The organism is Litoreibacter arenae DSM 19593, from assembly GCF_000442275.2.
In the GTDB taxonomy this organism is placed as follows: Bacteria; Pseudomonadota; Alphaproteobacteria; order Rhodobacterales; family Rhodobacteraceae; genus Litoreibacter; species Litoreibacter arenae.
In genome coordinates this window covers 381,346-401,821 of the sequence record NZ_KE557306.1, presented here as the reverse complement: position 1 = coordinate 401,821, position 20,476 = coordinate 381,346, and the positions used below count along the sequence as shown (strand labels likewise).

The following is a 20,476-nucleotide window of genomic DNA, read 5'->3' as shown; positions in this document are numbered from 1 at the left end:
CGGCGAAATCTGTTGTGACGCAAGCGCACCTTGCGCCGCAGCACGATACGGATAGAACGGGGCCGACAAGAAGGAAAGGCCACACACGTGAGCACAACACCAGTTGCCCTGATACTGCTGGCCGCCGGACAAGGCAGCCGCATGAATTCGGACCTGCCGAAGGTTCTGCACCAGATCGGCGCAGCCCCGCTGGCGGTGCACGCGTTGCGTGCAGGTGCTGCGTTGTCGACCGAGAAGGTGGTCGTGGTCACCGGCCACGGTGCCGAGCAGGTGGAGGCAGTGCTGGCCAAGCATGACGACCAGCTTATCTTCGCCCGCCAGACCGAACAGAACGGCACCGCCCACGCGGTTGATCAGGCGCGCGCCGCGCTGGACGGCTTTGACGGTGATGTGGTGATCCTCTACGGCGACACCCCGTTCGTCTCGGGCGATACGCTGGAGCGTATGGCCAACGCACGCGCCACCGCGGACGTTGTCGTATTGGGCTTCGTCGCGGCGGACCCCGGGCGCTACGGCCGCTTGATCACCACGGGCGACGTGCTGGAGCGGATCGTCGAAGCCAAGGATGCGAAACCTGAAGAACTGGCCGTAACCCTTTGTAATTCCGGCGTTGTCATGTGCGATTCGGCGACGCTGTTCGAGTTGATCTCGAAGGTCGGCAACGACAATGCCAGCGGCGAATACTACTTGACCGACATCATCGGACTTGCCCGCGCCCAAGGCCTGAGCGCAACTGCGGTCACCTGTGACGAGGCCGAAACTTTGGGCATCAACACCCGCGCGGAACTCGCCGCCGCCGAAGCCGCCTTTCAGGCGCGGATGCGCACCGGGGCGCTGGAGGACGGCGTTTCGCTGGCCCAACCCGAAACCACGTATTTTGCCTATGACACAGTGCTGGGCCGCGACGCGCTGATTGGCCCGAACGTCGTGTTTGGCCCCGATGTGACCGTTGAGTCGGGCGCGGAGATAAAAGCCTTCTGTCATCTTGAGGGCTGCCATGTTGCGCAAGGCGCGGTAGTCGGCCCCTTCGCCCGCCTGCGCCCCGGCGCGGAACTTGAAGAAGGCGCAAAGGTTGGCAATTTCGTAGAGATAAAGAATGCCACGCTGGCCGAGGGGGCGAAGGTCAATCACCTGTCCTATGTGGGCGACGCCCATGTCGGCGCAGGCGCCAATGTTGGCGCAGGCACGATTACCTGCAACTATGACGGCGTGTTCAAGCACCGCACGACCATCGGTGCGGGGGCGTTCATCGGCTCCAACACGTTGCTGATTGCGCCGGTGGAAGTCGGAGCGGACGCGATGACTGGCTCGGGCACTGTGGTGACCGAGGACGTCCCTGACGGCGACCTTGCCCTGTCGCGTGTGCGGCAGACGAACAAGGCGGGATTTGCGCGCAAGCTGATGCAGATGCTACGCGCCAAGAAAATGAAGAAGGACGCTTAAATGTGCGGAATTGTTGGAGTTTTGGGAAAGAACGAGGTCAGCCCGATCATTGTCGAGGCGCTGAAGCGTCTTGAGTATCGCGGCTATGACAGCGCCGGGATCGCAACGGTCAATGACGGCAAACTCGACCGCCGCCGCGCGGTGGGCAAGCTGGTCAACCTGTCGGACTTGCTGGTGCATGAGCCGCTGGCTGGAAAGGCCGGCATCGGCCACACCCGCTGGGCCACCCATGGTGCGCCCTCGGTGGTCAACGCCCACCCTCACAAATCCGGGCCGGTAGCGGTCGTTCACAATGGAATTATCGAGAACTTCAAAGAGTTACGCGCCGATCTTGACAAAGACGGCTATGGGACCAAGACCGACACCGACACGGAAACCGTCGTCTTGCTGACCCATCGCTTTCTGGACAACGGCGCAAGCCCGCGTGACGCGGCGGAGCAGACCATCGCCCTGCTGGAAGGCGCTTTCGCGCTGTGTTTCCTGTTCGACGGCGAGGACGACTTGATGATCGCGGCCCGCAAGGGCTCCCCTCTGGCCGTGGGGCATGGCGATGGCGAGATGTATGTCGGCTCCGACGCGATTGCGCTGGCCCCCATGACCAACCGCATCACCTATCTTGAGGAAGGCGACCGCGCCGTTTTGACCCGCACCAGCCTCGAGATTTTCGACGCGCAGGGGATGCTGGCGAACCGCCCCGTGAAAACGCTGTCACTGGACGAGGCCCGCGTCGAGAAAGCGGGCCACAAGCATTTCATGGCCAAGGAAATTGCGGAGCAGCCCATCGTGCTGGCCGACGCCCTACAGGCATACAGCACGCCCGACGGCAAGGGGATCGAGCTGCCGAACGGCACGCTGGACTTCACCAAATGCGACCGGATCACCATGGTCGCCTGCGGCACCGCCAACCTTGCCTGTCAGGTCGCCAAGTACTGGTTCGAGCAGCTTGCTGGCCTGCCTGTGGACGTCGATATCGCCTCGGAGTTCCGCTACCGCAAACCGGTGATTTCCGACAAATCCTACGCGTTGTTCGTGTCCCAATCCGGCGAGACCGCCGACACGTTGGCGGCACTCCGCTACGCTAAAGATCGCGCCGCGATGATCCTGTCGGTCGTCAACGTGCCCGAAAGCTCCATCGCGCGCGAAAGCGATCTGGCGCTGCCGATCATGGCGGGGATCGAGGTCGGCGTGGCCTCTACCAAGGCATTTACCTGCCAGCTATTGGCGTTGGCCGCACTCGCGCTTCAGGCAGGTCACCAGCGGGGGCATCTGGACGACGCGGCGATGGCCGCGCATATGGCTGACCTCAACCTTCTGCCCGGCGTGCTGAACCAATCGCTTGCACAGGAGAAAGCCATCAAGCGCGTCGCCCACAAAATCTCAACCGCGCAGGACGTGCTGTTTCTGGGACGCGGCGCGATGTATCCTCTCGCCCTTGAAGGCGCTCTAAAGCTTAAAGAAATCAGCTATATACACGCCGAAGGTTATGCATCTGGCGAGCTGAAACACGGCCCCATCGCCCTGATCGACAAAAGTGTGCCGGTGGTGGTTTTGGCACCTACCGATGACCTGTTCGACAAGACCGTGTCCAACATGCAGGAAGTCATGGCGCGGGGCGGCAAGGTGGTGCTGATCTCGGACGCTAAAGGCGTGCGCGAGGCAGGCGACGGTGTCTGGGAAACGGTGGTGATGCCGCAGATCAGCCCGTTCCTCGCGCCCATTCTCTACGCCGTGCCTGCCCAGTTGCTGGCCTATCATACCGCCGTCGCCAAAGGCACGGACGTCGACCAGCCACGCAACCTCGCCAAGTCGGTCACGGTAGAATGAGCCCCGAGGACGCGCTGGCGCGATTGGAAAGCCTGGGCGATCCAACAAAGGCGGCCGACATGGCGGCCTATCACGGGATCGAGCGGCGCTATCTGGGCATCGCGAATGCGGCGCTGGACGATCTGGCCAAAGACTGGCGCGGCGACGATCTGGATACGCGTTTGGCGCTGGCCTCCGCGCTGTGGGACAGTGACATCCACGAAGCCCGCATCTGCGCCGCCAAGCTGCTAACGCAAGCGCGTTTGCGTCCCGACGACACGACGGCATGGGAACTCATCGTCTCGTGGCTGGCTGATCTGGACGGCACGGCAATTGCAGATCAGGTTGCCAATGCGGGGGCCAAGCGAGTGGTCTGGGACACGTCACGACTGGACGAGATGGAGGCGTGGACCACGTCGGACCATGTCTGGACCCGCCGCGCGGTGCTGGGGTTCACGCAGCCATGGACCAAACAAAGCCGGTCCAAATTGACCGATGAAGCTGTGCGCGACAGGGTTCTGGGATGGGCTGGCCTTTACGCCGAGGACCACGACCCCTTGATCCAGCGCGCGGTCGCTTGGTGGCTGCGTGATCTGTCACGGTTTGATGTGCCGCGCGTGCAAGCATTTTTGGAAGAACACGGCGAGCGCATGACGCGATCTGCAAGGCGCGAAGCAGCGCAAATGCTGAAACGTCAGGGCTAGCTTCTCGACACCGTCAGCGTGGCCAGTTCGGTCAGCCCGATGTTGAGCGCGCGCATCGCTGCGAGCGAAATGCGACTACCTGCGGACGGTGGGCCGTCGATGGGGATGAGCTTGACCTGAACCACTGCCCCGCCTTGCGTCTTCACCGATCCTTGCGCCTCGGCGCTGACCAGCGGCGTGCGCAGCCAGAACCCCTGCTCTGTCGGGTCGCCCAGACTGGCAACGGTGGTTCCCAACACAGCGCCGCCTGCGGGTGCAGCAGTAGCCGCCTTTTTCTCCGCCTCGGTCGTCTTGTCGAGCGATGCGGCACTTTGACCGGTGCCGCCCACCTCGACCACGGAAGGCTCCTTCGGACGGGCGGCATCGGCACCGTCCAGCGGCTTGCCCGCGCTTGGTTCGTTCTGAGCGCCTAACCCCTCGAACGGATTGGAGAATTGCCCCCCGCAAGCGGAAAGCGTCAGAGCAAGGGCGGTGGCAAAAATGATGCGTGTCATAATGGGAAGGTTAGCGTCTTCACAAGAGTTCAGCAACGCTCATCGGAGGGTTGTAGCGGTCGTCCGCGCAGACTACCTTAGCGCCATGACAGCACCTCTCATCGACCCATTCCAGCGCGCAATCACCTACCTGCGCCTCTCCGTCACGGACCGCTGCGATTTTCGCTGCGTTTACTGCATGTCCGAAAACATGCAGTTCCTGCCGAAGAAAGAGTTGCTGACGCTCGAAGAGCTGGACCGCATGTGTACCGCCTTCATCCGTCTTGGCGTGGAAAAGCTGCGGATCACCGGTGGGGAGCCATTGGTCCGGCGTGGCATCATGAGCTTTTTCGAGGGCATGGGGCGGCATCTGGAAAGCGGTGCGCTCAAGGAATTGACGCTGACCACCAACGGCTCTCAGCTGGAGAAATATGCCGCCGATCTCTACGCCGCTGGTGTGCGGCGGGTGAATATCTCGCTCGACACGCTGGACGAGAAGAAATTTGCCGAGGTCACGAGATGGGGTCGCCTGCCTCAAGTCTTGCGCGGCGTGGAAGCCGCGTTGAAGGCAGGCTTGCGGGTCAAGATTAACGCTGTGGCGTTGAAAGGCTTCAACGAGGACGAATTGTTCGATCTGGCCGCCTGGTGCGCCGATCTGGGCATGGACCTGACCTTTATCGAGGTCATGCCGATGGGCGATATCGGAAACGAGAACCGTATCGGGCAGTACTGGTCCCTCAACGATCTGCGCGCGACGCTGGCCGAGCAATTCACCCTCACCGACTTGTCTGACCGCACAGGCGGTCCCGCCCGCTATATGCGGCTGGAGGAAACCGGACAACGGATCGGTCTGATCACACCACTGAGCCACAATTTCTGTGAGAGTTGCAACCGCGTGCGGATCACCTGCACCGGCGAGATCTACACCTGCCTCGGTCAAGAGGGCAAATCCGACCTGCGCGCGCCGTTGCGCGCATCCGAGGGCGATGCCCCGCTGGAAGAGGCCATTCGCGCGGCCATCGGGTTGAAGCCAAAGGGCCACGATTTCGATTATTCCCGTCAAGAACTAGGCGGCCAGATGTCGAGGCATATGAGCCATACAGGTGGCTAGGATCTGGCTGGCGGGCTGGCTAAGCTTGTCTGCCGCTTGGCTGTTCCATGAGATCGTGACATTCGGCTTTATTCATGGGTTTTTGACCGGAGAGCGCAAGCTGCTCTTTTATCTAGGGGGTGTCCGCAAACCGCGTTGGTCAGAGCGCCGGACGATCACTCTGACGACTTGCCTTCCGGCTTTCCCACTCTGCGGATCACGTCAGCTATGCTGCTAACGATAGTCGCGATACCCTGAGACCCGCTGTAGAGAACCAGGATAAAGCTCAAGCCAATAAGGAGCCGAGTGGTGTCAATCTCGGTGAACCCGGCACGAACGATTTCGAATCCAACAACCAAGATTAGCAAGTTTCGGATGATCAGGCTCGAAATCAGTGTTGTGGCCCGGAACTTATAGTTCGCAAGATTTATGCGTTTGGAGTGCGTTATGATCTCGTCAGATGCAGCTTTGATAAAGCCTGGGTTCTTCTCTTCAATTGCTTGGAGGGTGAGGTCCGGTCTGTTCTGGAACTGCTGTATCAGCGCATTCGTGATGGCAACGTTTCCAGATCCGGAGAAGGCGTCCCTCCCCGGCTGTTCTGGATCGAGAATCTCACCCTCTTTCTCTGACATATTTGATTCAGCGAGCTGCCAGCTGTGCGCCGAATGAGGCACCAATGCGGGCCGGAAGCATGCTGACCTGTCGGGTCAGCTCTTCTTGGTTGCCGATGGCGTCGGCACGATCCAACACACCAGGGTCAAGAGACAGTTGCGCGAGTTCGCGCAATTCGTCCTGCGTTGCCCCAAGACCGAGTGCTTTCGCGCCGATTTTCAAAAAGTCGAACATGGTTTCCTCCTGTCTGTGATCGTGTTGCAGAAAAGAGGTAGGTTCATCGCGCGCGCCCGCAAAACCGGATTTCTACTTGCCTACGATTAGGCGATCTATGAATCCCGAATCACGTCGGCGGGTCGTATCCCCGCCAGTCGCACCTCCAGCCACCGGATGTAGCCGTTGAGGTTCTTCGTCGCCGGCCCGCAGAACGGCTCGATGAACTTGCCGTAGCGGGCGTGGAGCGAGTTCACGTTCTGGATGTGATAGCAGCCTGCCAGGACACGCGTGCCCGGCTTGCTGCCGACCACGAAGTGCTCCAGGCTGTGCGCCGCCGCGAGATCCTTGTAGCCATTGCCTCCATCCGAGCAGAGCACGGCATCGCCCGGCACGAGGGGCTTCATAGCGCGCTCCATGGTGGCGCTCTTGCGGTTCGGAAGTCGCCGAAAGAGATGAGACCCACCGCGATCAGCGACGGTGAGAATGGGGAGCTGCCACCTCGAGAGACCGCGCATCATCTTCAGCCCTTTCGTCGTGAAATCCTCCCACCGTGGGCGCGGTGGCTGTGGGACACTCCTTGGATCGGCGAAGTGGCGAACCCATTCACGCGATCCTTTCCGGGACTCTCGTTGGTAGGTCTCGTCCGCCTCAATGATCCCCGAGAAGCTCGCCGCTACGTTGCTGTTCTCGATGATCGAGAACACGAGCATCCGCCAGCGCCAGATCGTGTATTTGTTGAGACCGAGCTGTCTTGCAAGTTTCCGAACCGGTTGCGGTGTGGAGGTGCCCAGCATATCCCTCAGTGCGACCATGAAAAGGTCAGGACGATGGATGCGGCCGATGGCGCTCCTTGTCCGGCCCGAATAGGTCTTCTGGTAGCCGGTGCATCGGTAGCGCTGGACCTTTGTCCTTGTGCGGCCCCACTTTTGGCGCCGCTCGTCGCCGCAGAAAGGGCACTTGTGTTCTTGGTTTGTCCGTGCTTCGATCTCCGAGATAGCTTCCGTCTTCTGCCGGAGATCACGGATCTTCGTTTGGGCATGCTTGATCTGGGCCGGGTTCAGCTCGTCGAGGGCATCGAGAAAACGGCGAAAATTGTAATGTAGCAAGAGCATACTCCGCTGGAAGGGCGAGGTAATATAAGCCCTTTCAGATTAAAACGAAGTGAACCAACACGGTTTGCGGACACCCCCTTTATCTATACCCGTCAGGACTTGGAGAGATCGTCGCGGTAAACCTGATCATGTCTACAGTAAGCTCTCTTGTTCTAGGCGTGGCCGCTCTAGCCTTAAAGAGCCGTCGATATCGGCTTTGGGCGCTCGGCATCTGCTGGCTAGCGTTATGTATTTGGGGATATTTTGGGACGGCCTCAGAATACCGAGCGCACTTTGGAGCCACTTGGTTATGGTATGAGCCGTTTTTCGAATTGATGTGGTCCCCGTGGCTCACCCCGCTCGCCACGTTGCTGGGGCTGGTCCCGTTCCTTTGGGTCATACGAAAACCCTGACGCCGCTGGTCAGCGGCAGCGTCTTGTGGCAGAGCGTCAGCAACACTTCAAAAGCCACCGGACCGACATGACCCTTTTCGAGATTCTTCTGCTCCTGTCCGCCGCCTTCGGCGCGGGCGTTTTAAACACCATCGCAGGGGGCGGCACGTTCCTTACCTTCCCGGCTCTTGTCTTCGTCGGCATCCCACCGGTCGTGGCGAACGCGACTTCGACGGTCGCTGTGCTGCCGGGCTATCTGGGCGGTGCGCTCGGGTTCCGCAAGGAAGTGATGGAGTTCGACCGCAAGCAACTGATCCGCCTCATTGTGATCGGACTCTTGGGGGGCGCGGTAGGCTCGGTCCTGCTGTTGATCTCGTCGGACCGGGCATTTTCGGCATTGGTGCCGTTCCTGCTGCTGATAGCCACATTCGTGTTCCTGTTCGGCGCGCAAATCCGCGCCTGGGCCGCGAGGCGGTCACAATCTGTGACCCCCTTCGGCGCGTTCGGAATGTTCGCGGTCTCGACCTATGGGGGCTACTTCAATGGCGGTCTGGGCATCATCCTGCTGGCACTATTCTCGCTTTGGGGCATGACGAATATCTACCAGATGAATGGCTTGAAAACGGCAATGAGCTTTATCCTCTCGGCCATTTCGGTCGCCATCTTCGCGGGCGCGGGTATCATCGAATGGAAAGCGGGCCTGATGATGATGGTCGCCTCCACCGCAGGCGGCTATGCAGGTGCACCGATCTCGAAAGCGCTGCCCATGCCCGTGGTGCGCGGCATCGTGGCGACCGTGGGTTTCGCGATGAGCGGCGTGTTTTTCTGGCGCGTTTTCGTCGGCGGATAGGCTATCGTGCGCCGCACGTGAGTAAACCGTGTCGGTGCCGTGAATTGCGGGCTGAAGCCATATCCACACCGAATTTTCTACCCTAAGCAGGGAACAGACACATCCCGTATTTTCGTGTCAGCCCGTGTTTAGTGTAGGAGCCCCAAGCGATGGACAGCCTCGGTTTTCTGGCTTACGGCTTCGTGCTTTTGTCAGCCTCGACCAACGATATCCGTTGGCTTCGGGCGGCGCTGTTCGGGTCGAACCTGCTGTTTGTAGCATACGGTTTCGCGTTGGAATTGATGCCGATCCTGCTGTTCAACCTGCTGCTTGGCTGCATCAACGGATATCAGGTGATCAGGGCGTGGCGACGCTCCTCACCTAACGTGTTCAGCCAGCCAAGCGCCGCTCCGCAATTTCCGCCCACCAGCTGCACCCTGCCGGGATCGCTTCATCGTTGAAGTTGTATTCAGGGTGGTGAACGCTGGCTGTGTCGCCGTTGCCGACGAGGATGTAGGCACCAGGTCGCTCTTGCAGCATAAAGGCGAAATCCTCGCCGCCCATGATCAGCGGAGCTTCCTCGCAGCCACCCGACACATTGGCAGCCACAGACGCGGCAAACTCGGTCTGCTCCTCGTGGTTCACCATCACGGGGTAGCCTTTCATGTAGTTCACATCCGCCTTGCCGCCGAATGTGGCCGCAACTCCTGCGGCGATTTCGGGCAGACGTCTGGCGGCAAGATCACGCATCTCCGTCGACATGGTGCGTACGGTGCCCTTGAGGGTCACCGTTTCGGGGATCACGTTGAACGCCTTGCTCTCGGTCTCGAAGCTAGTCACGGATACGACGATCTGCTCCACCGGGTCGGCATTACGCGACGCGATGGTCTGCAAGGCCAGCACCAGATGGGAGGCCAGAACGGTCGTGTCGATGGTCTCGTGCGGCTTGGCCGCGTGACCGCCGCGCCCCTTGACGGTGATGGTAAAAAGATCGGTTGCAGCAAAGAATGCGCCGGGGCGGATCGCAAAGCTCCCCACGGGCAGACCAGGCCAGTTGTGCATCCCGTAAACCTCGTCGATGGACCATCGGTCCATCATGCCGTCCTCGCACATCTCGCGACCGCCGCCTCCGCCCTCCTCGGCGGGCTGAAAGATCACCACGACAGTGCCGTCGAAATTGCGCGTCTCGGCCAGATATTTCGCAGCACCCAGGAGCATCGCCGTGTGGCCGTCATGGCCACAGGCATGCATCGCGCCTGGCGTCTTGGAGGCGTATTCCAACCCGGTCGCCTCAAGTATCGGAAGCGCGTCCATGTCCGCACGTAGCCCGATTGTCTTACCCGATGTGTTGGACTTGCCCTTGATCACCCCGACGACACCGGTGCGCCCGATACCCTCGACGACCTCGTCGCAGCCAAACGCCTTCAGCTTTTCGGCCACGAGTGCAGAGGTGCGATGCGTCTCGAACAAAATCTCGGGATTTTCGTGAATATCGCGCCGCCATTCGGTGATTTCCGGCAGCAGTTCGGCAAAACGGTTCTTGACGGGCATGGGTGCGACTCCTGATGGGGTTTGGACGTCAGACTGCCCGCCTTACGCGGCCCCCGCAAGTCACGTTCGGCTAATCGCGAGCAGGCACGTCACCCCATGAGACGCCCTCGAATAACAGATCGTCCACACCGTCGCCGTGGAGCACGGATACGTCGCCCGTAGTCTCCAAAATCACGGCGCGCACCTGCGATAGGTCCAAGGCGTTGGCCTCTCGCAGCTTGCCGATCAACTCCGCGCGGGTGACGCGGGTGTGGCGCAGGTTGGGCTCCAGTATTTCGCCCTCATACATCAGAAACATCGGCGGATTGTCGAGCGTATCGCCCCATGCAAACCGCTCGCGCATGAGGGCAAGCGCATGGCGGAGCGCGAACAGGAAGACCAGCGCGACAGGACCTATCCACAGCGGCGTGGAGGTACTTGTCATGATAAAGGCGAGGATCGAGCCGATCGCCACGGTCAATGCGAAGTCGAAACCCGCCATTTTCGAGAACGACCGCAAACCGTTGATACGAACCAGTGCAACGATCACAACAATGGAAATCGCCGCGCGTATCAGGAGTTCCAGCGTCGTGCTCATGGCGACCCGCCCTGCGCACGCAAAGCTCGCTGGATGAATACCACGGATAGAAGCACTACGAAGGCGCAGGATATGCCACCCAGCATACGCTCGTAGAGGCCATCTATTCCCGTTGGCAGGAAGAAGAATACCGGCGCTGTCACAGCCCACAGACCTGCGATGATGTAGCATCCGGCCTTGGCCCAAGAGGCGTGCCGCCCTGCCCCTGACGACATACACAAAGGGGCAAGCAGGAAGAAGACGCCGAGACCGTAGACCAGATAGATATGGATCACCACGCCGCCAGTGTCGCCGTCGCCATACTCATCCCGCGCTCCGATAACGGTGACGAGCAGCGCAAGTATCGCCAGGCTGATGGTTCCGATGGACCACCCGATATTCCCGACATGTGCGTGAGATGCCGCCAGCGACGCCGCCAAAAGGCCTGCGGCAAACCCGAACAGGCCATAATCCATGATGATCTTGCTGTCACCCGCCGCCAGATCGGAGATGGTGTCGGCAATCCAGTTATAATCGGGAACGTAGAACGGGGCGACTATCGTGGCGCCGATCAGCGCGACACAGCCCAGCAAGCTCAGACCACCAAGAAAGATGAGAAGATGGGGGCGCTCCGTGTCAATCTTCTGCTCGTTCATCGCCGCGCCCCGCTTTTCCGATTGCAAGGTTAACTCCGCAAGCGGGCAATTGGTTGCAAGCGACGCAGTCTGGTCACGAAACAAATCGTCGATGCGCTATTCCATCTTCTCGCGGATACGATGGACCAGCCACCAGACGGCGAGGACAACAAGCGGCGTGACTACCGCTGCCAACAGCAGCTTTGACAACCCCACAGCATTAGCCGCCGGTTGCGCCATATAGAGCACGAGATTGACTGCATAGTAGCTGATCGCAACCACCGACAGCCCCTCCACCGTCTTTTGCAGGCGCAGCTGCAAGTCGGCGCGCTTGTCCATGCTCTCCAGCAGCTTCTGGTTCTGCGCAGAGCGTTCCACGTCCACCCGCGTTCGCAGCAAATCCCCTGCCCGCGTGGCACGTTCCGCCATATTTTGCAGGCGGCGCTCAGCCGCTTTCACCGTGCGCATCGCCGGATCGAAGCGACGCATCATGAATTCGGCGAAAGTCTGGCGCCCGTTGAAGCGTTCCTCCCGCAGCACCTCGATACGCTGGTTCACGATCGCCTCATACGCGCCAGTCGCCCCGAACCGGAACGAGGATTGCGCCAGCAGGCTTTCCAGTTCCGCCGAAGTCGCCAACAGGTCGCGCAACGTCTCCTCCGCGCCGATTTCACCCTTGGTCATCGTGGACATCAGGCTGGACAAAGTCGCGTCCAGCTCACCCAAACGGGGACCCATTTCCCGCACGCGGGCAAGGCCCAGCATCGACATGCTCTTGTAGGTCTCGATCTCGCACAGGCGCTGCACGATACGGCCGATCCGTCGCGATCCGGTCACATCGTTAACAAACACCGCAAGCCGCATATGCCCCGCCGCGTCTATGCGAAAATCACCCGCAATGGTCGCCGCCCCGTCAAGCACCGTGCTGACGGCAAGGCTTTCGGGCACGAACCAATCCTCGACCCGTTTTATGATTTCCTTATCGTCCGGTTTGCCTTCAACACGGATCAGCGCCGAGGTGATCCGCGCCCCCGGTGCCGCAGCTAGCCAGTCCGATGGAAAGGTATCAAACGCCTTGGGGTCGAAGGGGCGGTCCTCCAGCGTGGGCATGAACATGGTGTAGGTGACGAACTCGGTGTGCTGCTCCCACTTGAGCTTGAACTTGCCCACCTCCCCGAACCAATGCGTAGCATCAGGCTGTGGATGCGGTGCGCCGTAGCGGTCCAGTAGTTGAGTCAGATGCGCGCGATCCGCGTCGCGGTCACGGTCGGCGGCCTCTTCAGGCCGCTTGATGGCGAGATAGATCGCACCACACGGCGCTTCGAGCGAGGGGAAAGGCCGCGCGTGAAGCTCGTTGGCCATCGCGTAGCGCAGCGGGTGGTCTTCTATCGGGGGCATATGGTCAACCATAGTTTGCGTTGAGCATACGAATAGAGCCACACGCGCCTTAAGAAAACAGATTTTTCATCAAAATCATAGGTTTAGCTGTGTGCAATGGCATACAGTTCCATCTATGGGAAACGGTCGCGCCCCGAAGCCTCCCCACTCCGGAGCGCGCAATTGGCTCAGATGGTTACGACCGCGAGGGGCGGGAACCCATTGAAACCAATAGACGAATAGGCGGATGTATACGCGCCTGTGTTGCGGATAAGCACACGGTCGCCAGCTTTCAGAGACAGTGGCAACTGCATCGGGCGCTTTTCATAAAGCACGTCCGCGCTGTCGCAGCTTGGACCTGCCATAACGCAAGGGCCACACTCTTCGCCGTCGCGCGGGGTCTCGAACTGGTAACGGATGGCTTCGCCTTCCGTCTCGGCCAGACCGGAAAAGCGGCCAATGTCGAGGTAAACCCAACGGTGCATGTCACGGTTCGACTTGCGCGACACCAGCATGACTTCGGCCACGATGACGCCAGCCTCGGCAACCATGCCACGGCCCGGTTCTGCCATGATGCGGGCGACATTGCCGAAACGCGCGGTCACTTGCGCCATGACGGCAGCCGCGTATGCGGTCGGGGCCTCAATGGCCTCGCCATAGAACGCAGGGAAGCCGCCGCCGATGTTCAGCAGGCTCAGGTCGTGGCCAGCGTCGCGGGCGTCGTGCCAGATCAGCGCAAGCGCGTCCAAGGTCGGCGCCCACATCTCCGCCTTGCGGGTTTGCGAGCCGACATGGAACGAGAAGCCGACAGGGTCCAGCCCCAGTTCTTTGGCGACGTCCAGCAGGCGCAGCGCGGTGTCACGGTCGCAACCGAACTTGCGCGACAGTGGCCAGTCGGCTTGGCTGACTTCGACGATGAGGCGGATATAGATCTGCGCGCCGGGGGCGTGCTCTGCAATTTTCTCCAGCTCTTCTTCGGCGTCCGCAGCGAACAGCGTAATACCAGCGGCATGCGCGAATGCGATGTCGGAAGCGCGCTTGACGGTATTGCCGAAAGAAATGTCAGCGGGGTCAGCGCCAAGACTCAGGCACAACTCAATCTCGCCGCGGGACGCCGCGTCGAAATGCGAACCGAGGTTCACCAGCGTCTCGATAACCTTGCGCTCTGGGTTGGCTTTGACGGCGTAGTGGATGTCGGCGCGACCAAGGCCTGCTTTCAACGCACGGTATTGCTGCGCAACCAATGCGGTGTCGACGACCAGCGTTGGCCGGTCAAATTCGCATGATGCAACGAAGGCATCCAGTCGGTTACGGGCAACAAGTTGTGCGGACGCTTGTGCGTCCGAGAATTGTACAGTCATGGTCATCTCCAGTTAGACCCGGCCATAACGGGGCTTCCCCGTGCGAGACCGCTCACTTCCAAAAAGAGACGTTACCGTCGCTACGTAAACACGTGTTGCGTTGACTGCTACAGGCCAGAGGCGCGTGCGTTGGCGTCTATTTGCGCCGTATCGGGCCAAACGTGAGTCGGCGCAAGCGTTTTTTTCCACAATGTCATTTTTCTCGATTTCGGTTGATCGGAACCTACGTGGGACTCGAGGCGTTTTGGCATTGAACCGGAGGGACCCCTTGAGCAAAGCAAAGAAGCGCGACCTGACGAAAGGTCCGGTATGGATAGCCCTGACCGCCATGTCCGCCCCCATGTCGTTCGGTATCTTCGCGGTGATCGCCATCGGCTTGGCCGACGCGTATTTTCTAGGCAAGGTCAGCGCAACCGCCCTTGCAGCGGTCGGGTTCATCTATCCTGTCACCATCGCTGTCACCTCTCTGTCCATCGGTCTCAGCGCCGGGGCGAACGCGACCTTGTCGCAAGCCGTGGGCCGGGGTGACGCGGACGAGGCCGTTCGCAGGCTCGGCCTCCACGCGATCGGTTTGGGGCTCGCCCTGTCTGTCGCCGCCGCGCTGCTGCTCTGGCCCAGCTACCCCTACCTCTTTGCCGCCATGGGTGCCGGTGACGATGCACTGACGGAGATCGGTGAATACGTCCCCTTATGGGCGCTCTCCTTCCCGTTCCTTGTGGTCATGATGATCACCAACGCGGTGTTCCGCGCGCATGGTGACGGCGCGACCTCTGCGGCGATCATGGTGCTCGCCGCAGTCTTCGGCATCGCCCTCAACCCCGTTCTGATATTCGGCTGGGGGCCACTGCCCGAGCTTGGCACCTTGGGCGCAGCATTGTCGACTTTCGTCGGGCGCGTCATCGCTATGGTGACTGCCCTGTGGATTGCATGGCGGCGCGGTATGTTGGGTGTCTGCGGTAACGTGCTGGACGGTCTGTTGGCCTCGTTCCGAAGCGTGCTCAGCGTGGGTATTCCTGCGGCCTTTTCCAACGCCATCAACCCTGCGGGCATGGCATTGGTTACCGCTGCGGTGGCCACAGTCGGGGAAACTGCCGTTGCCGGGTTCGGCGCCGCCTCCCGCATCCAGTCCTTCGCGCTGGTCCCACTGATGGCCTTGTCCTCCGGCATCGGGCCGGTCGTCGGGCAAAACTGGGGCGCAGAGGATCGCGCAAGAGCGCAAACCGCCACGCAGCAGGCATTCCTGTTCTGTGTCGTCTACGGACTGGCCCTTGCCGCAGTGCTGATCATCTTCGCCGACACGCTGGCCGGTTGGGTCGGGTCGGGTGGAGAGGATGTGGCATACGCGGCATCTTATCTGCGCATCGTGGGGATCTCGATGTTCGGCTACGGCATCGTCGTCGTCGCCAACGCCGCGATGAACGCGCGCGAAAAAGCGCTTTGGTCTCTGTCGCTGTCGTTGGGCCGCATCTTGGTGATCTACCTGCCGCTCGCGTGGCTGGGCGTCACGATCATGGGCTACACCGGCATCCTATTCGCCGCCGTCGCCGCCAATCTGCTGGGCGCGTGGGGTGGCCTTGTGGCCACCCGATCAACCGATCTCGTACGCATCGACATTCCCGGTATCAAAACGCCCCTACGCAAGCTGGATGCCTAGGCTTCCAGCTTGTCCTGCGTCTTGGTCTCAAAATCCGACGCGTCGTGACGCTCGTGCAACTGCCCCTCCAGCGGGCCGGAGGTGCGGTTCACCATTTGCCCGCGCTGCACCGCGGGACGCGCTGATATCTGCTTTTCCCACCGGATGACGTTCTCGTACTCATGTACGCTCAAGAACTCACCCGCATCGTAGCTTTCACCCCGCACGGTTCGTCCGTACCAAGGCCATGTCGCCATGTCGGCAATCGTATAGTCGTCGCCAGCCAGATACTCGTTATCCTCAAGGTGGCGGTCCAGCACATCGAGCTGACGCTTCGCCTCCATCGCGAAACGGTTGATCGGATATTCCTGCTTGGTGGGCGCATAGGCGTAGAAATGACCGAAGCCACCGCCAAGATAAGGCGCGGAGCCTTGCAGCCAGAACAGCCAGTTCATGCATTCCGCACGTATGGCGGGGTCGGTCGGCAGAAATTCCCCGAATTTCTCGGCCAGATAAAACAGGATCGAGCCGCTCTCGAAAACCCGCGTCAAGGTCGTGGTGTCGAACATCGCGGGTATCTTCGAGTTCGGATTTACATCCACGAACCCGCTGGAGAACTGATCCCCCTCGCCGATCTGGATCAGCCAAGCATCGTACTCCGCGCCTTTGTGGCCGAGGGCCAACAGCTCTTCCAGCATGATGGTGACCTTCTGGCCGTTCGGCGTCGCGAGACTGTAAAGCTGCAAAGGATGCTTGCCCACCGGCAGGTCCTTGTCGTGGGTCGGCCCTGCAATGGGCCGGTTGATAGAGGCGAAGGTGCCTCCTGACTCCTGCTCCCAAGTCCAGACTTTCGGCGGTGTATACTCGTCGCTCATCAGGGTTTCCTCCCAGTTTTGGATTTGGCACACCAAAGCCCGACACTGCGAAAGGTGCAAACCGAAAAGGGTTCTGGGGCCGAATAAGTTCATTTCCGGCCTTATCGTCGCGCAGCAAAAATCCTCTAAGCTGCTGTTTATATGAAAATTTCGACCTAGCACACCTCGCCCTTAAGTTCACGGTTTCGTCAACTCGCAGTTTGGCCAAAGAAATTTCGGGAACCTTTTTGCCGCAGCGCTCGTTGTCCTTGCATACCGCATCCGGAACATACCGGAAGCGACGGAACTAGAAAGTTAGGAGACTACATATGACCAAGTTTATCACAACGACTGCCTTTGCAATGGCCCTTGCTGCACCGGCATTCGCCGCTGACCTCAATGTTGAGGAGTATCTGGCAATGTCCAACAACTCCGCAGCCGAGCGTATGGTTGAAGAGACATCCACCGGCGACGTAACCGCTGCCGAGATCAAGTTCGCCTTGGGCAACATGAGCGCAGCCGAACGTCAGGTCTTCTTCGAAATGGATGAAGCGTCCCGCATGGAGCAACTGATCGCCCTGCGCAAAACCGCTCCGATGAACAGCCCAGCTGAAGCTGCCGCTGCAAACTAAAAGCTACGCGGGCCGGCCATTGCCGGTCCCCGAACTAAAAACGGGCGCTCTAACTGGGGCGCCCGTTTTCATGCGTAGGGCGGGGTTTATCCCGCCGCCCGCTCAATCAATCTTGGGCAGCAAGCTGTCCAGCGATGCTTTCGCATCCCCGTAGAACATCCGCGTGTTGTCCTTGAAGAACAGCGGGTTCTCGATGCCCGAATACCCCGTGCCTTGTCCCCGTTTGGACACGAACACCTGCTTGGCCTTCCAGCATTCCAGCACCGGCATACCGGCGATGGGCGAGTTCGGATCGTCCTGCGCCGCGGGGTTCACGATGTCATTGGAGCCGATGACGATAGCGACGTCCGTATTGGGGAAGTCGTCATTGATCTCGTCCATCTCCATGACGATGTCGTAAGGCACCTTGGCCTCCGCCAGCAGCACGTTCATGTGACCCGGCAAACGCCCCGCGACGGGGTGAATGGCAAACCGCACGTTCTTGCCCTGCGCACGAAGTTTGCGCACCAGTTCGGCAACGGCGGTTTGCGCCTGTGCCACGGCCATGCCGTAGCCCGGAATGATGATGACGCTGTCAGCCTCATTCAAGGCCGTCGCCACACCGTCCGCATCAATTGCAACCTGTTCGCCTTCGACAGCCATTTGAGGACCCGCCGTGCCTCCGAAGCCGCCCAGAATGACCGACACGAAGGAGCGGTTCATCGCTTTACACATGATGTAGGACAGGATTGCACCGGACGAGCCGACCAACGCGCCGACCACGATCAGCAGATCATTGCCCAGCGAGAAGCCGATCGCTGCCGCCGCCCAGCCTGAATAGCTGTTCAGCATGGACACCACGACCGGCATGTCTGCCCCGCCGATGCCCATGATCAGGTGGTAGCCGATGAACAGCGCTGCCAAAGTCATCAGGAACAGAGGGAAGAAACCGCCGGTGTTGAAGTACCAAATCAGGCAGATCAGCGACAAAGCCGCCGCCGCCGCGTTCAGCACATGCCCCCCTGGCAGCTTTTTCGCCGCCGAGTCCACTTTGCCCGCCAGTTTGCCATAGGCAATGACCGAGCCGGTGAAGGTTATCGCACCAATGAAGATGCCCAGGAACAGTTCAACCCGAAGGATATTGATCTCAACGCTGGATTTTTTGGCAATCAGCTTGGCGAATGTGCCGAAGGTCTCGGGGTCGGCGGTTGCGACATTCCCGATCTGGATATGGGCAATGAAGCCCACCAGCACAGCCGCCAGACCGACAAGCGAGTGCATCGCGGCCACAAGCTCGGGCATCTGCGTCATCTGCACCTTGGTCGCCAACTGGTAGCCGATGGCCCCGCCGCCCACGATCAGGATCAGCGATAGCAGCCAATAGCCCGACCCCGGCCCGATCAGTGTTGCGGCGACGGCCAGAGCCATGCCTGCAATGCCGTACCAGACGGCCCGTTTGGCGCTTTCCTGACCCGAGAGGCCGCCCAGCGACAGGATGAAAAGAACTGCGGCGACTACGTAAGCCGCGGTGGTAAATCCGAATTCCATGATCTCTACCCCTACTTACGATTTCTGGAACATGGCGAGCATGCGCCGTGTCACGAGGAAGCCGCCGAAGATGTTGATGCCGGTCATGAAGACCGCCAGCGCGGCCAGCACGATCACAAGGAACGAGCCCGATCCGATCTGCATCAAAGCGCCCAGAATGATGATCGACGAGATGGCGTTGGTCACGGCCATCAGCGGCGTGTGCAGCGAGTGTGCCACGCCCCAAATGACTTGGAAGCCTACGAAGACCGCCAGCACGAACACGATAAAGTGCTGCATGAAGCTGGCCGGAGCAACAAGGCCAACCCCTAGCAACAGGACCGCGCCCACCAGAAGCAGCGTCACTTGCGTCTTGGTCTGCTGCTTGAATTCGGCGACCTCTTTGGCCGTTTTCTCTTCATGCGTCAGCTCACGTGCCTTTTCTTTCTTCGGCGCGGCTGCAATCGCGGCCACTTTGGGCGGCGGCGGCGGGAAAGTGATCTCCTTGGCGTGGGTCACGGTCGCGCCGCGGATCACATCGTCTTCCATGTTGTGATTGATTACACCGTCTTTTTCTGGCGTAAGATCGAACAACATGTGTCTGATATTGTTGGCATAAAGCGTAGACGCCTGTGCGCCCATCCGCGACGGGAAGTCGGTGTAGCCGATGATGGTCACACCATTGTCGGTAACGATCTTCTCGTCCATGACCGTCAGTTTGCAGTTGCCACCCTTCTCGGCGGCAAGGTCCACGATAACGGAGCCAGGCTTCATCGCCGCGACCATGTCCTCGGTCCAAAGCTCAGGCGCTTCGCGGTTCGGGATCAACGCGGTAGTGATGACGATGTCGACCTCCGGTGCCAGTTCGCGGAACTTGGCGAGTTGCGCCTCGCGGAACTCCGGCGAGGACACAGACGCATAGCCGCCCGAGGCGGAGCCGTCCTGTTGCTCTTCCTCGAAGTCGAGGAACACGAACTCGGCCCCCATCGATTCAACCTGCTCGGCCACTTCGGGCCGGACGTCGAACGCGTAGGTGATGGCCCCTAGCGAAGTCGCGGTGCCGATGGCGGCAAGGCCAGCAACACCAGCGCCGACAACCAGAACCTTGGCGGGCGGCACCTTACCGGCGGCAGTCACCTGCCCCGTGAAGAAACGGCCGAAATTGTTGCCCGCCTCGATTACCGCGCGGTAACCGGCGATGTTCGCCATAGACGACAGCGCGTCCATCTTCTGCGCACGCGAGATACGTGGCACCATTTCCATGGCAATCACTGTCGCGCCCGCTTTCTTGGCGGCTTCCATGCCGGCCTCGTTGGCGGCAGGGTTGAAGAACGAAATCAGGGTTTGGCCCTCACGAAGCCGCTTGGTCTCCGTGGCGTCGGGCTGGCGCACCTTCACGACGACATCGGCGGCCTTCCACAGCGCGGCGGCGGTCTTGACGACCTCGACGCCCGCATCCTTGTAGGCCTTGTCGGAAAAGCCGGCCTTCTCGCCTGCACCGGTCTCGATCACGCAGCTGTGGCCGAGTTTCTGGATTTGCAGCGCCGACTCGGGCGTCATGGCAACGCGTGCCTCGCCCTCGTAAGTCTCTTTCGGTGCCCCGATTTTCATAGAGCGTCCCCCATCGTCTAGGTGAATGTCACGAACAGTTGAGCGTCAATATCGTTGCAACCGGTAAATCACAAGTCAGTCTTGACACATGCGAAAGCATAGTGCGC

Annotated in this window: 20 protein-coding genes; 8 read left to right on the top strand and 12 right to left on the bottom strand. The window is 60.4% G+C overall.

Going from position 1 to position 20,476, the window contains the following annotated elements; genetic code table 11:
* The first annotated feature begins 87 nt into the window (after positions 1-87).
* The 3 genes from glmU to THALAR_RS02055 are packed head-to-tail and all read left to right on the top strand — an operon-like array spanning position 88 to position 3,950.
* A complete protein-coding gene (glmU, locus tag THALAR_RS02065) occupies positions 88-1,443 on the top strand; it encodes a bifunctional UDP-N-acetylglucosamine diphosphorylase/glucosamine-1-phosphate N-acetyltransferase GlmU (protein WP_040817031.1) in 1,356 nt (451 codons plus the stop codon).
* Positions 1,444-3,267, top strand: a complete 1,824-nt coding sequence (gene glmS / locus THALAR_RS02060; protein ID WP_021099810.1) for a glutamine--fructose-6-phosphate transaminase (isomerizing) — start codon at positions 1,444-1,446, stop codon at positions 3,265-3,267.
* Entirely contained in the window at positions 3,264-3,950 is a 687-nt protein-coding gene (locus tag THALAR_RS02055; RefSeq protein WP_021099809.1) for a DNA alkylation repair protein, read from the top strand. The genes glmS and THALAR_RS02055 overlap by 4 nt, the downstream gene beginning before the upstream one ends.
* Here the strand turns inward: THALAR_RS02055 and THALAR_RS02050 are convergent.
* Positions 3,947-4,444, bottom strand: a complete 498-nt coding sequence (locus tag THALAR_RS02050) for a hypothetical protein (RefSeq protein ID WP_021099808.1) — start codon at positions 4,442-4,444, stop codon at positions 3,947-3,949. The genes THALAR_RS02055 and THALAR_RS02050 overlap by 4 nt on opposite strands.
* Positions 4,445-4,529: 85 nt before the next feature.
* Between THALAR_RS02050 and moaA the strand changes: the two genes are divergently transcribed.
* Positions 4,530-5,534: a GTP 3',8-cyclase MoaA gene (gene moaA / locus THALAR_RS02045; protein ID WP_021099807.1), complete on the top strand. Its 1,005-nt coding sequence runs from the start codon at positions 4,530-4,532 to the stop codon at positions 5,532-5,534.
* A gap of 155 nt (positions 5,535-5,689) precedes the next feature.
* Here moaA and THALAR_RS02040 read toward each other — a convergent pair whose 3' ends face one another.
* The 3 genes from THALAR_RS02040 to THALAR_RS02030 all read right to left on the bottom strand — a co-directional run bounded on the left by THALAR_RS02040 (position 5,690) and on the right by THALAR_RS02030 (position 7,447).
* On the bottom strand, positions 5,690-6,145 hold the full coding sequence (locus THALAR_RS02040; RefSeq protein WP_040817029.1) for a hypothetical protein: 456 nt from the start codon (positions 6,143-6,145) through the stop codon (positions 5,690-5,692).
* A 7-nt stretch (positions 6,146-6,152) separates the two neighbouring features.
* Complete coding sequence (locus THALAR_RS02035; protein WP_021099806.1) at positions 6,153-6,359, bottom strand: hypothetical protein; 207 nt, start codon at positions 6,357-6,359, stop codon at positions 6,153-6,155.
* Positions 6,360-6,454: 95 nt separating this feature from the next.
* Positions 6,455-7,447 (bottom strand): IS1595 family transposase, encoded by a 993-nt coding sequence (locus THALAR_RS02030; protein ID WP_169788507.1) that lies wholly within the window; start codon positions 7,445-7,447, stop codon positions 6,455-6,457.
* Between the two features lie 465 nt (positions 7,448-7,912).
* Here THALAR_RS02030 and THALAR_RS02025 point away from each other — a divergent pair, with 465 nt between their 5' ends.
* Together THALAR_RS02025 and THALAR_RS18285 are read left to right on the top strand one after the other, a co-directional pair.
* The gene (locus tag THALAR_RS02025; RefSeq protein ID WP_040817024.1) at positions 7,913-8,674 is read left to right on the top strand and encodes a sulfite exporter TauE/SafE family protein; all 762 of its coding nucleotides are present in this window, start codon (positions 7,913-7,915) and stop codon (positions 8,672-8,674) included.
* 149 nt (positions 8,675-8,823) lie between these two features.
* On the top strand, positions 8,824-9,114 hold the full coding sequence (locus tag THALAR_RS18285) for a hypothetical protein (RefSeq protein WP_154666730.1): 291 nt from the start codon (positions 8,824-8,826) through the stop codon (positions 9,112-9,114).
* On the opposite strand, the gene THALAR_RS02020 is transcribed toward THALAR_RS18285, so the two are convergent.
* From THALAR_RS02020 to THALAR_RS02000, 5 genes are all read right to left on the bottom strand, one after another.
* The gene (locus THALAR_RS02020) at positions 9,044-10,204 is read right to left on the bottom strand and encodes a M20 aminoacylase family protein (RefSeq protein ID WP_021099803.1); all 1,161 of its coding nucleotides are present in this window, start codon (positions 10,202-10,204) and stop codon (positions 9,044-9,046) included. The genes THALAR_RS18285 and THALAR_RS02020 overlap by 71 nt on opposite strands.
* Before the next feature lie 70 nt (positions 10,205-10,274).
* Entirely contained in the window at positions 10,275-10,781 is a 507-nt protein-coding gene (locus tag THALAR_RS02015) for a DUF421 domain-containing protein (protein WP_021099802.1), read from the bottom strand.
* Positions 10,778-11,443, bottom strand: a complete 666-nt coding sequence (locus tag THALAR_RS02010; RefSeq protein WP_021099801.1) for a DUF998 domain-containing protein — start codon at positions 11,441-11,443, stop codon at positions 10,778-10,780. Before THALAR_RS02010 ends, THALAR_RS02015 begins: the two co-directional genes overlap by 4 nt.
* 69 nt (positions 11,444-11,512) lie before the next feature.
* Positions 11,513-12,793: a DUF3422 family protein gene (locus THALAR_RS02005; protein ID WP_040817532.1), complete on the bottom strand. Its 1,281-nt coding sequence runs from the start codon at positions 12,791-12,793 to the stop codon at positions 11,513-11,515.
* A 167-nt stretch (positions 12,794-12,960) separates the two neighbouring features.
* Positions 12,961-14,133 (bottom strand): type III PLP-dependent enzyme, encoded by a 1,173-nt coding sequence (locus tag THALAR_RS02000; RefSeq protein ID WP_021099799.1) that lies wholly within the window; start codon positions 14,131-14,133, stop codon positions 12,961-12,963.
* A 268-nt stretch (positions 14,134-14,401) separates the two neighbouring features.
* Here THALAR_RS02000 and THALAR_RS01995 point away from each other — a divergent pair, with 268 nt between their 5' ends.
* Positions 14,402-15,787: an MATE family efflux transporter gene (locus tag THALAR_RS01995; RefSeq protein WP_021099798.1), complete on the top strand. Its 1,386-nt coding sequence runs from the start codon at positions 14,402-14,404 to the stop codon at positions 15,785-15,787.
* Here the strand turns inward: THALAR_RS01995 and yghU are convergent.
* Complete coding sequence (yghU, locus tag THALAR_RS01990; protein WP_040817021.1) at positions 15,784-16,641, bottom strand: glutathione-dependent disulfide-bond oxidoreductase; 858 nt, start codon at positions 16,639-16,641, stop codon at positions 15,784-15,786. The two genes, THALAR_RS01995 and yghU, sit on opposite strands and share 4 nt — an antisense overlap.
* A gap of 308 nt (positions 16,642-16,949) precedes the next feature.
* On the opposite strand from yghU, the gene THALAR_RS01985 reads away from it, so the two are divergent.
* Complete coding sequence (locus tag THALAR_RS01985; RefSeq protein ID WP_021099796.1) at positions 16,950-17,252, top strand: hypothetical protein; 303 nt, start codon at positions 16,950-16,952, stop codon at positions 17,250-17,252.
* 102 nt (positions 17,253-17,354) lie between these two features.
* On the opposite strand, the gene THALAR_RS01980 is transcribed toward THALAR_RS01985, so the two are convergent.
* Complete coding sequence (locus THALAR_RS01980) at positions 17,355-18,779, bottom strand: NAD(P)(+) transhydrogenase (Re/Si-specific) subunit beta (protein WP_021099795.1); 1,425 nt, start codon at positions 18,777-18,779, stop codon at positions 17,355-17,357.
* 15 nt (positions 18,780-18,794) lie between these two features.
* On the bottom strand, positions 18,795-20,369 hold the full coding sequence (locus tag THALAR_RS01975) for a Re/Si-specific NAD(P)(+) transhydrogenase subunit alpha (RefSeq protein ID WP_021099794.1): 1,575 nt from the start codon (positions 20,367-20,369) through the stop codon (positions 18,795-18,797).
* Between the last annotated feature and the right edge of the window lie 107 nt (positions 20,370-20,476).

Coding starts and splice junctions, on each gene's coding strand:
- glmS (WP_021099810.1), top strand. CDS start 1,444: ATGTGCGGAATTGTTGGAGTTTTGGGAAAGAACGAGGTCAGCCCGATC.
- THALAR_RS02055 (WP_021099809.1), top strand. CDS start 3,264: ATGAGCCCCGAGGACGCGCTGGCGCGATTGGAAAGCCTGGGCGATCCA.
- THALAR_RS02050 (WP_021099808.1), bottom strand. CDS start 4,444: ATGACACGCATCATTTTTGCCACCGCCCTTGCTCTGACGCTTTCCGCT.
- moaA (WP_021099807.1), top strand. CDS start 4,530: ATGACAGCACCTCTCATCGACCCATTCCAGCGCGCAATCACCTACCTG.
- THALAR_RS02040 (WP_040817029.1), bottom strand. CDS start 6,145: ATGTCAGAGAAAGAGGGTGAGATTCTCGATCCAGAACAGCCGGGGAGG.
- THALAR_RS02035 (WP_021099806.1), bottom strand. CDS start 6,359: ATGTTCGACTTTTTGAAAATCGGCGCGAAAGCACTCGGTCTTGGGGCA.
- THALAR_RS02025 (WP_040817024.1), top strand. CDS start 7,913: ATGACCCTTTTCGAGATTCTTCTGCTCCTGTCCGCCGCCTTCGGCGCG.
- THALAR_RS18285 (WP_154666730.1), top strand. CDS start 8,824: ATGGACAGCCTCGGTTTTCTGGCTTACGGCTTCGTGCTTTTGTCAGCC.
- THALAR_RS02020 (WP_021099803.1), bottom strand. CDS start 10,204: ATGCCCGTCAAGAACCGTTTTGCCGAACTGCTGCCGGAAATCACCGAA.
- THALAR_RS02015 (WP_021099802.1), bottom strand. CDS start 10,781: ATGAGCACGACGCTGGAACTCCTGATACGCGCGGCGATTTCCATTGTT.
- THALAR_RS02005 (WP_040817532.1), bottom strand. CDS start 12,793: ATGCCCCCGATAGAAGACCACCCGCTGCGCTACGCGATGGCCAACGAG.
- THALAR_RS02000 (WP_021099799.1), bottom strand. CDS start 14,133: ATGACTGTACAATTCTCGGACGCACAAGCGTCCGCACAACTTGTTGCC.
- yghU (WP_040817021.1), bottom strand. CDS start 16,641: ATGAGCGACGAGTATACACCGCCGAAAGTCTGGACTTGGGAGCAGGAG.
- THALAR_RS01985 (WP_021099796.1), top strand. CDS start 16,950: ATGACCAAGTTTATCACAACGACTGCCTTTGCAATGGCCCTTGCTGCA.
- THALAR_RS01980 (WP_021099795.1), bottom strand. CDS start 18,779: ATGGAATTCGGATTTACCACCGCGGCTTACGTAGTCGCCGCAGTTCTT.
- THALAR_RS01975 (WP_021099794.1), bottom strand. CDS start 20,369: ATGAAAATCGGGGCACCGAAAGAGACTTACGAGGGCGAGGCACGCGTT.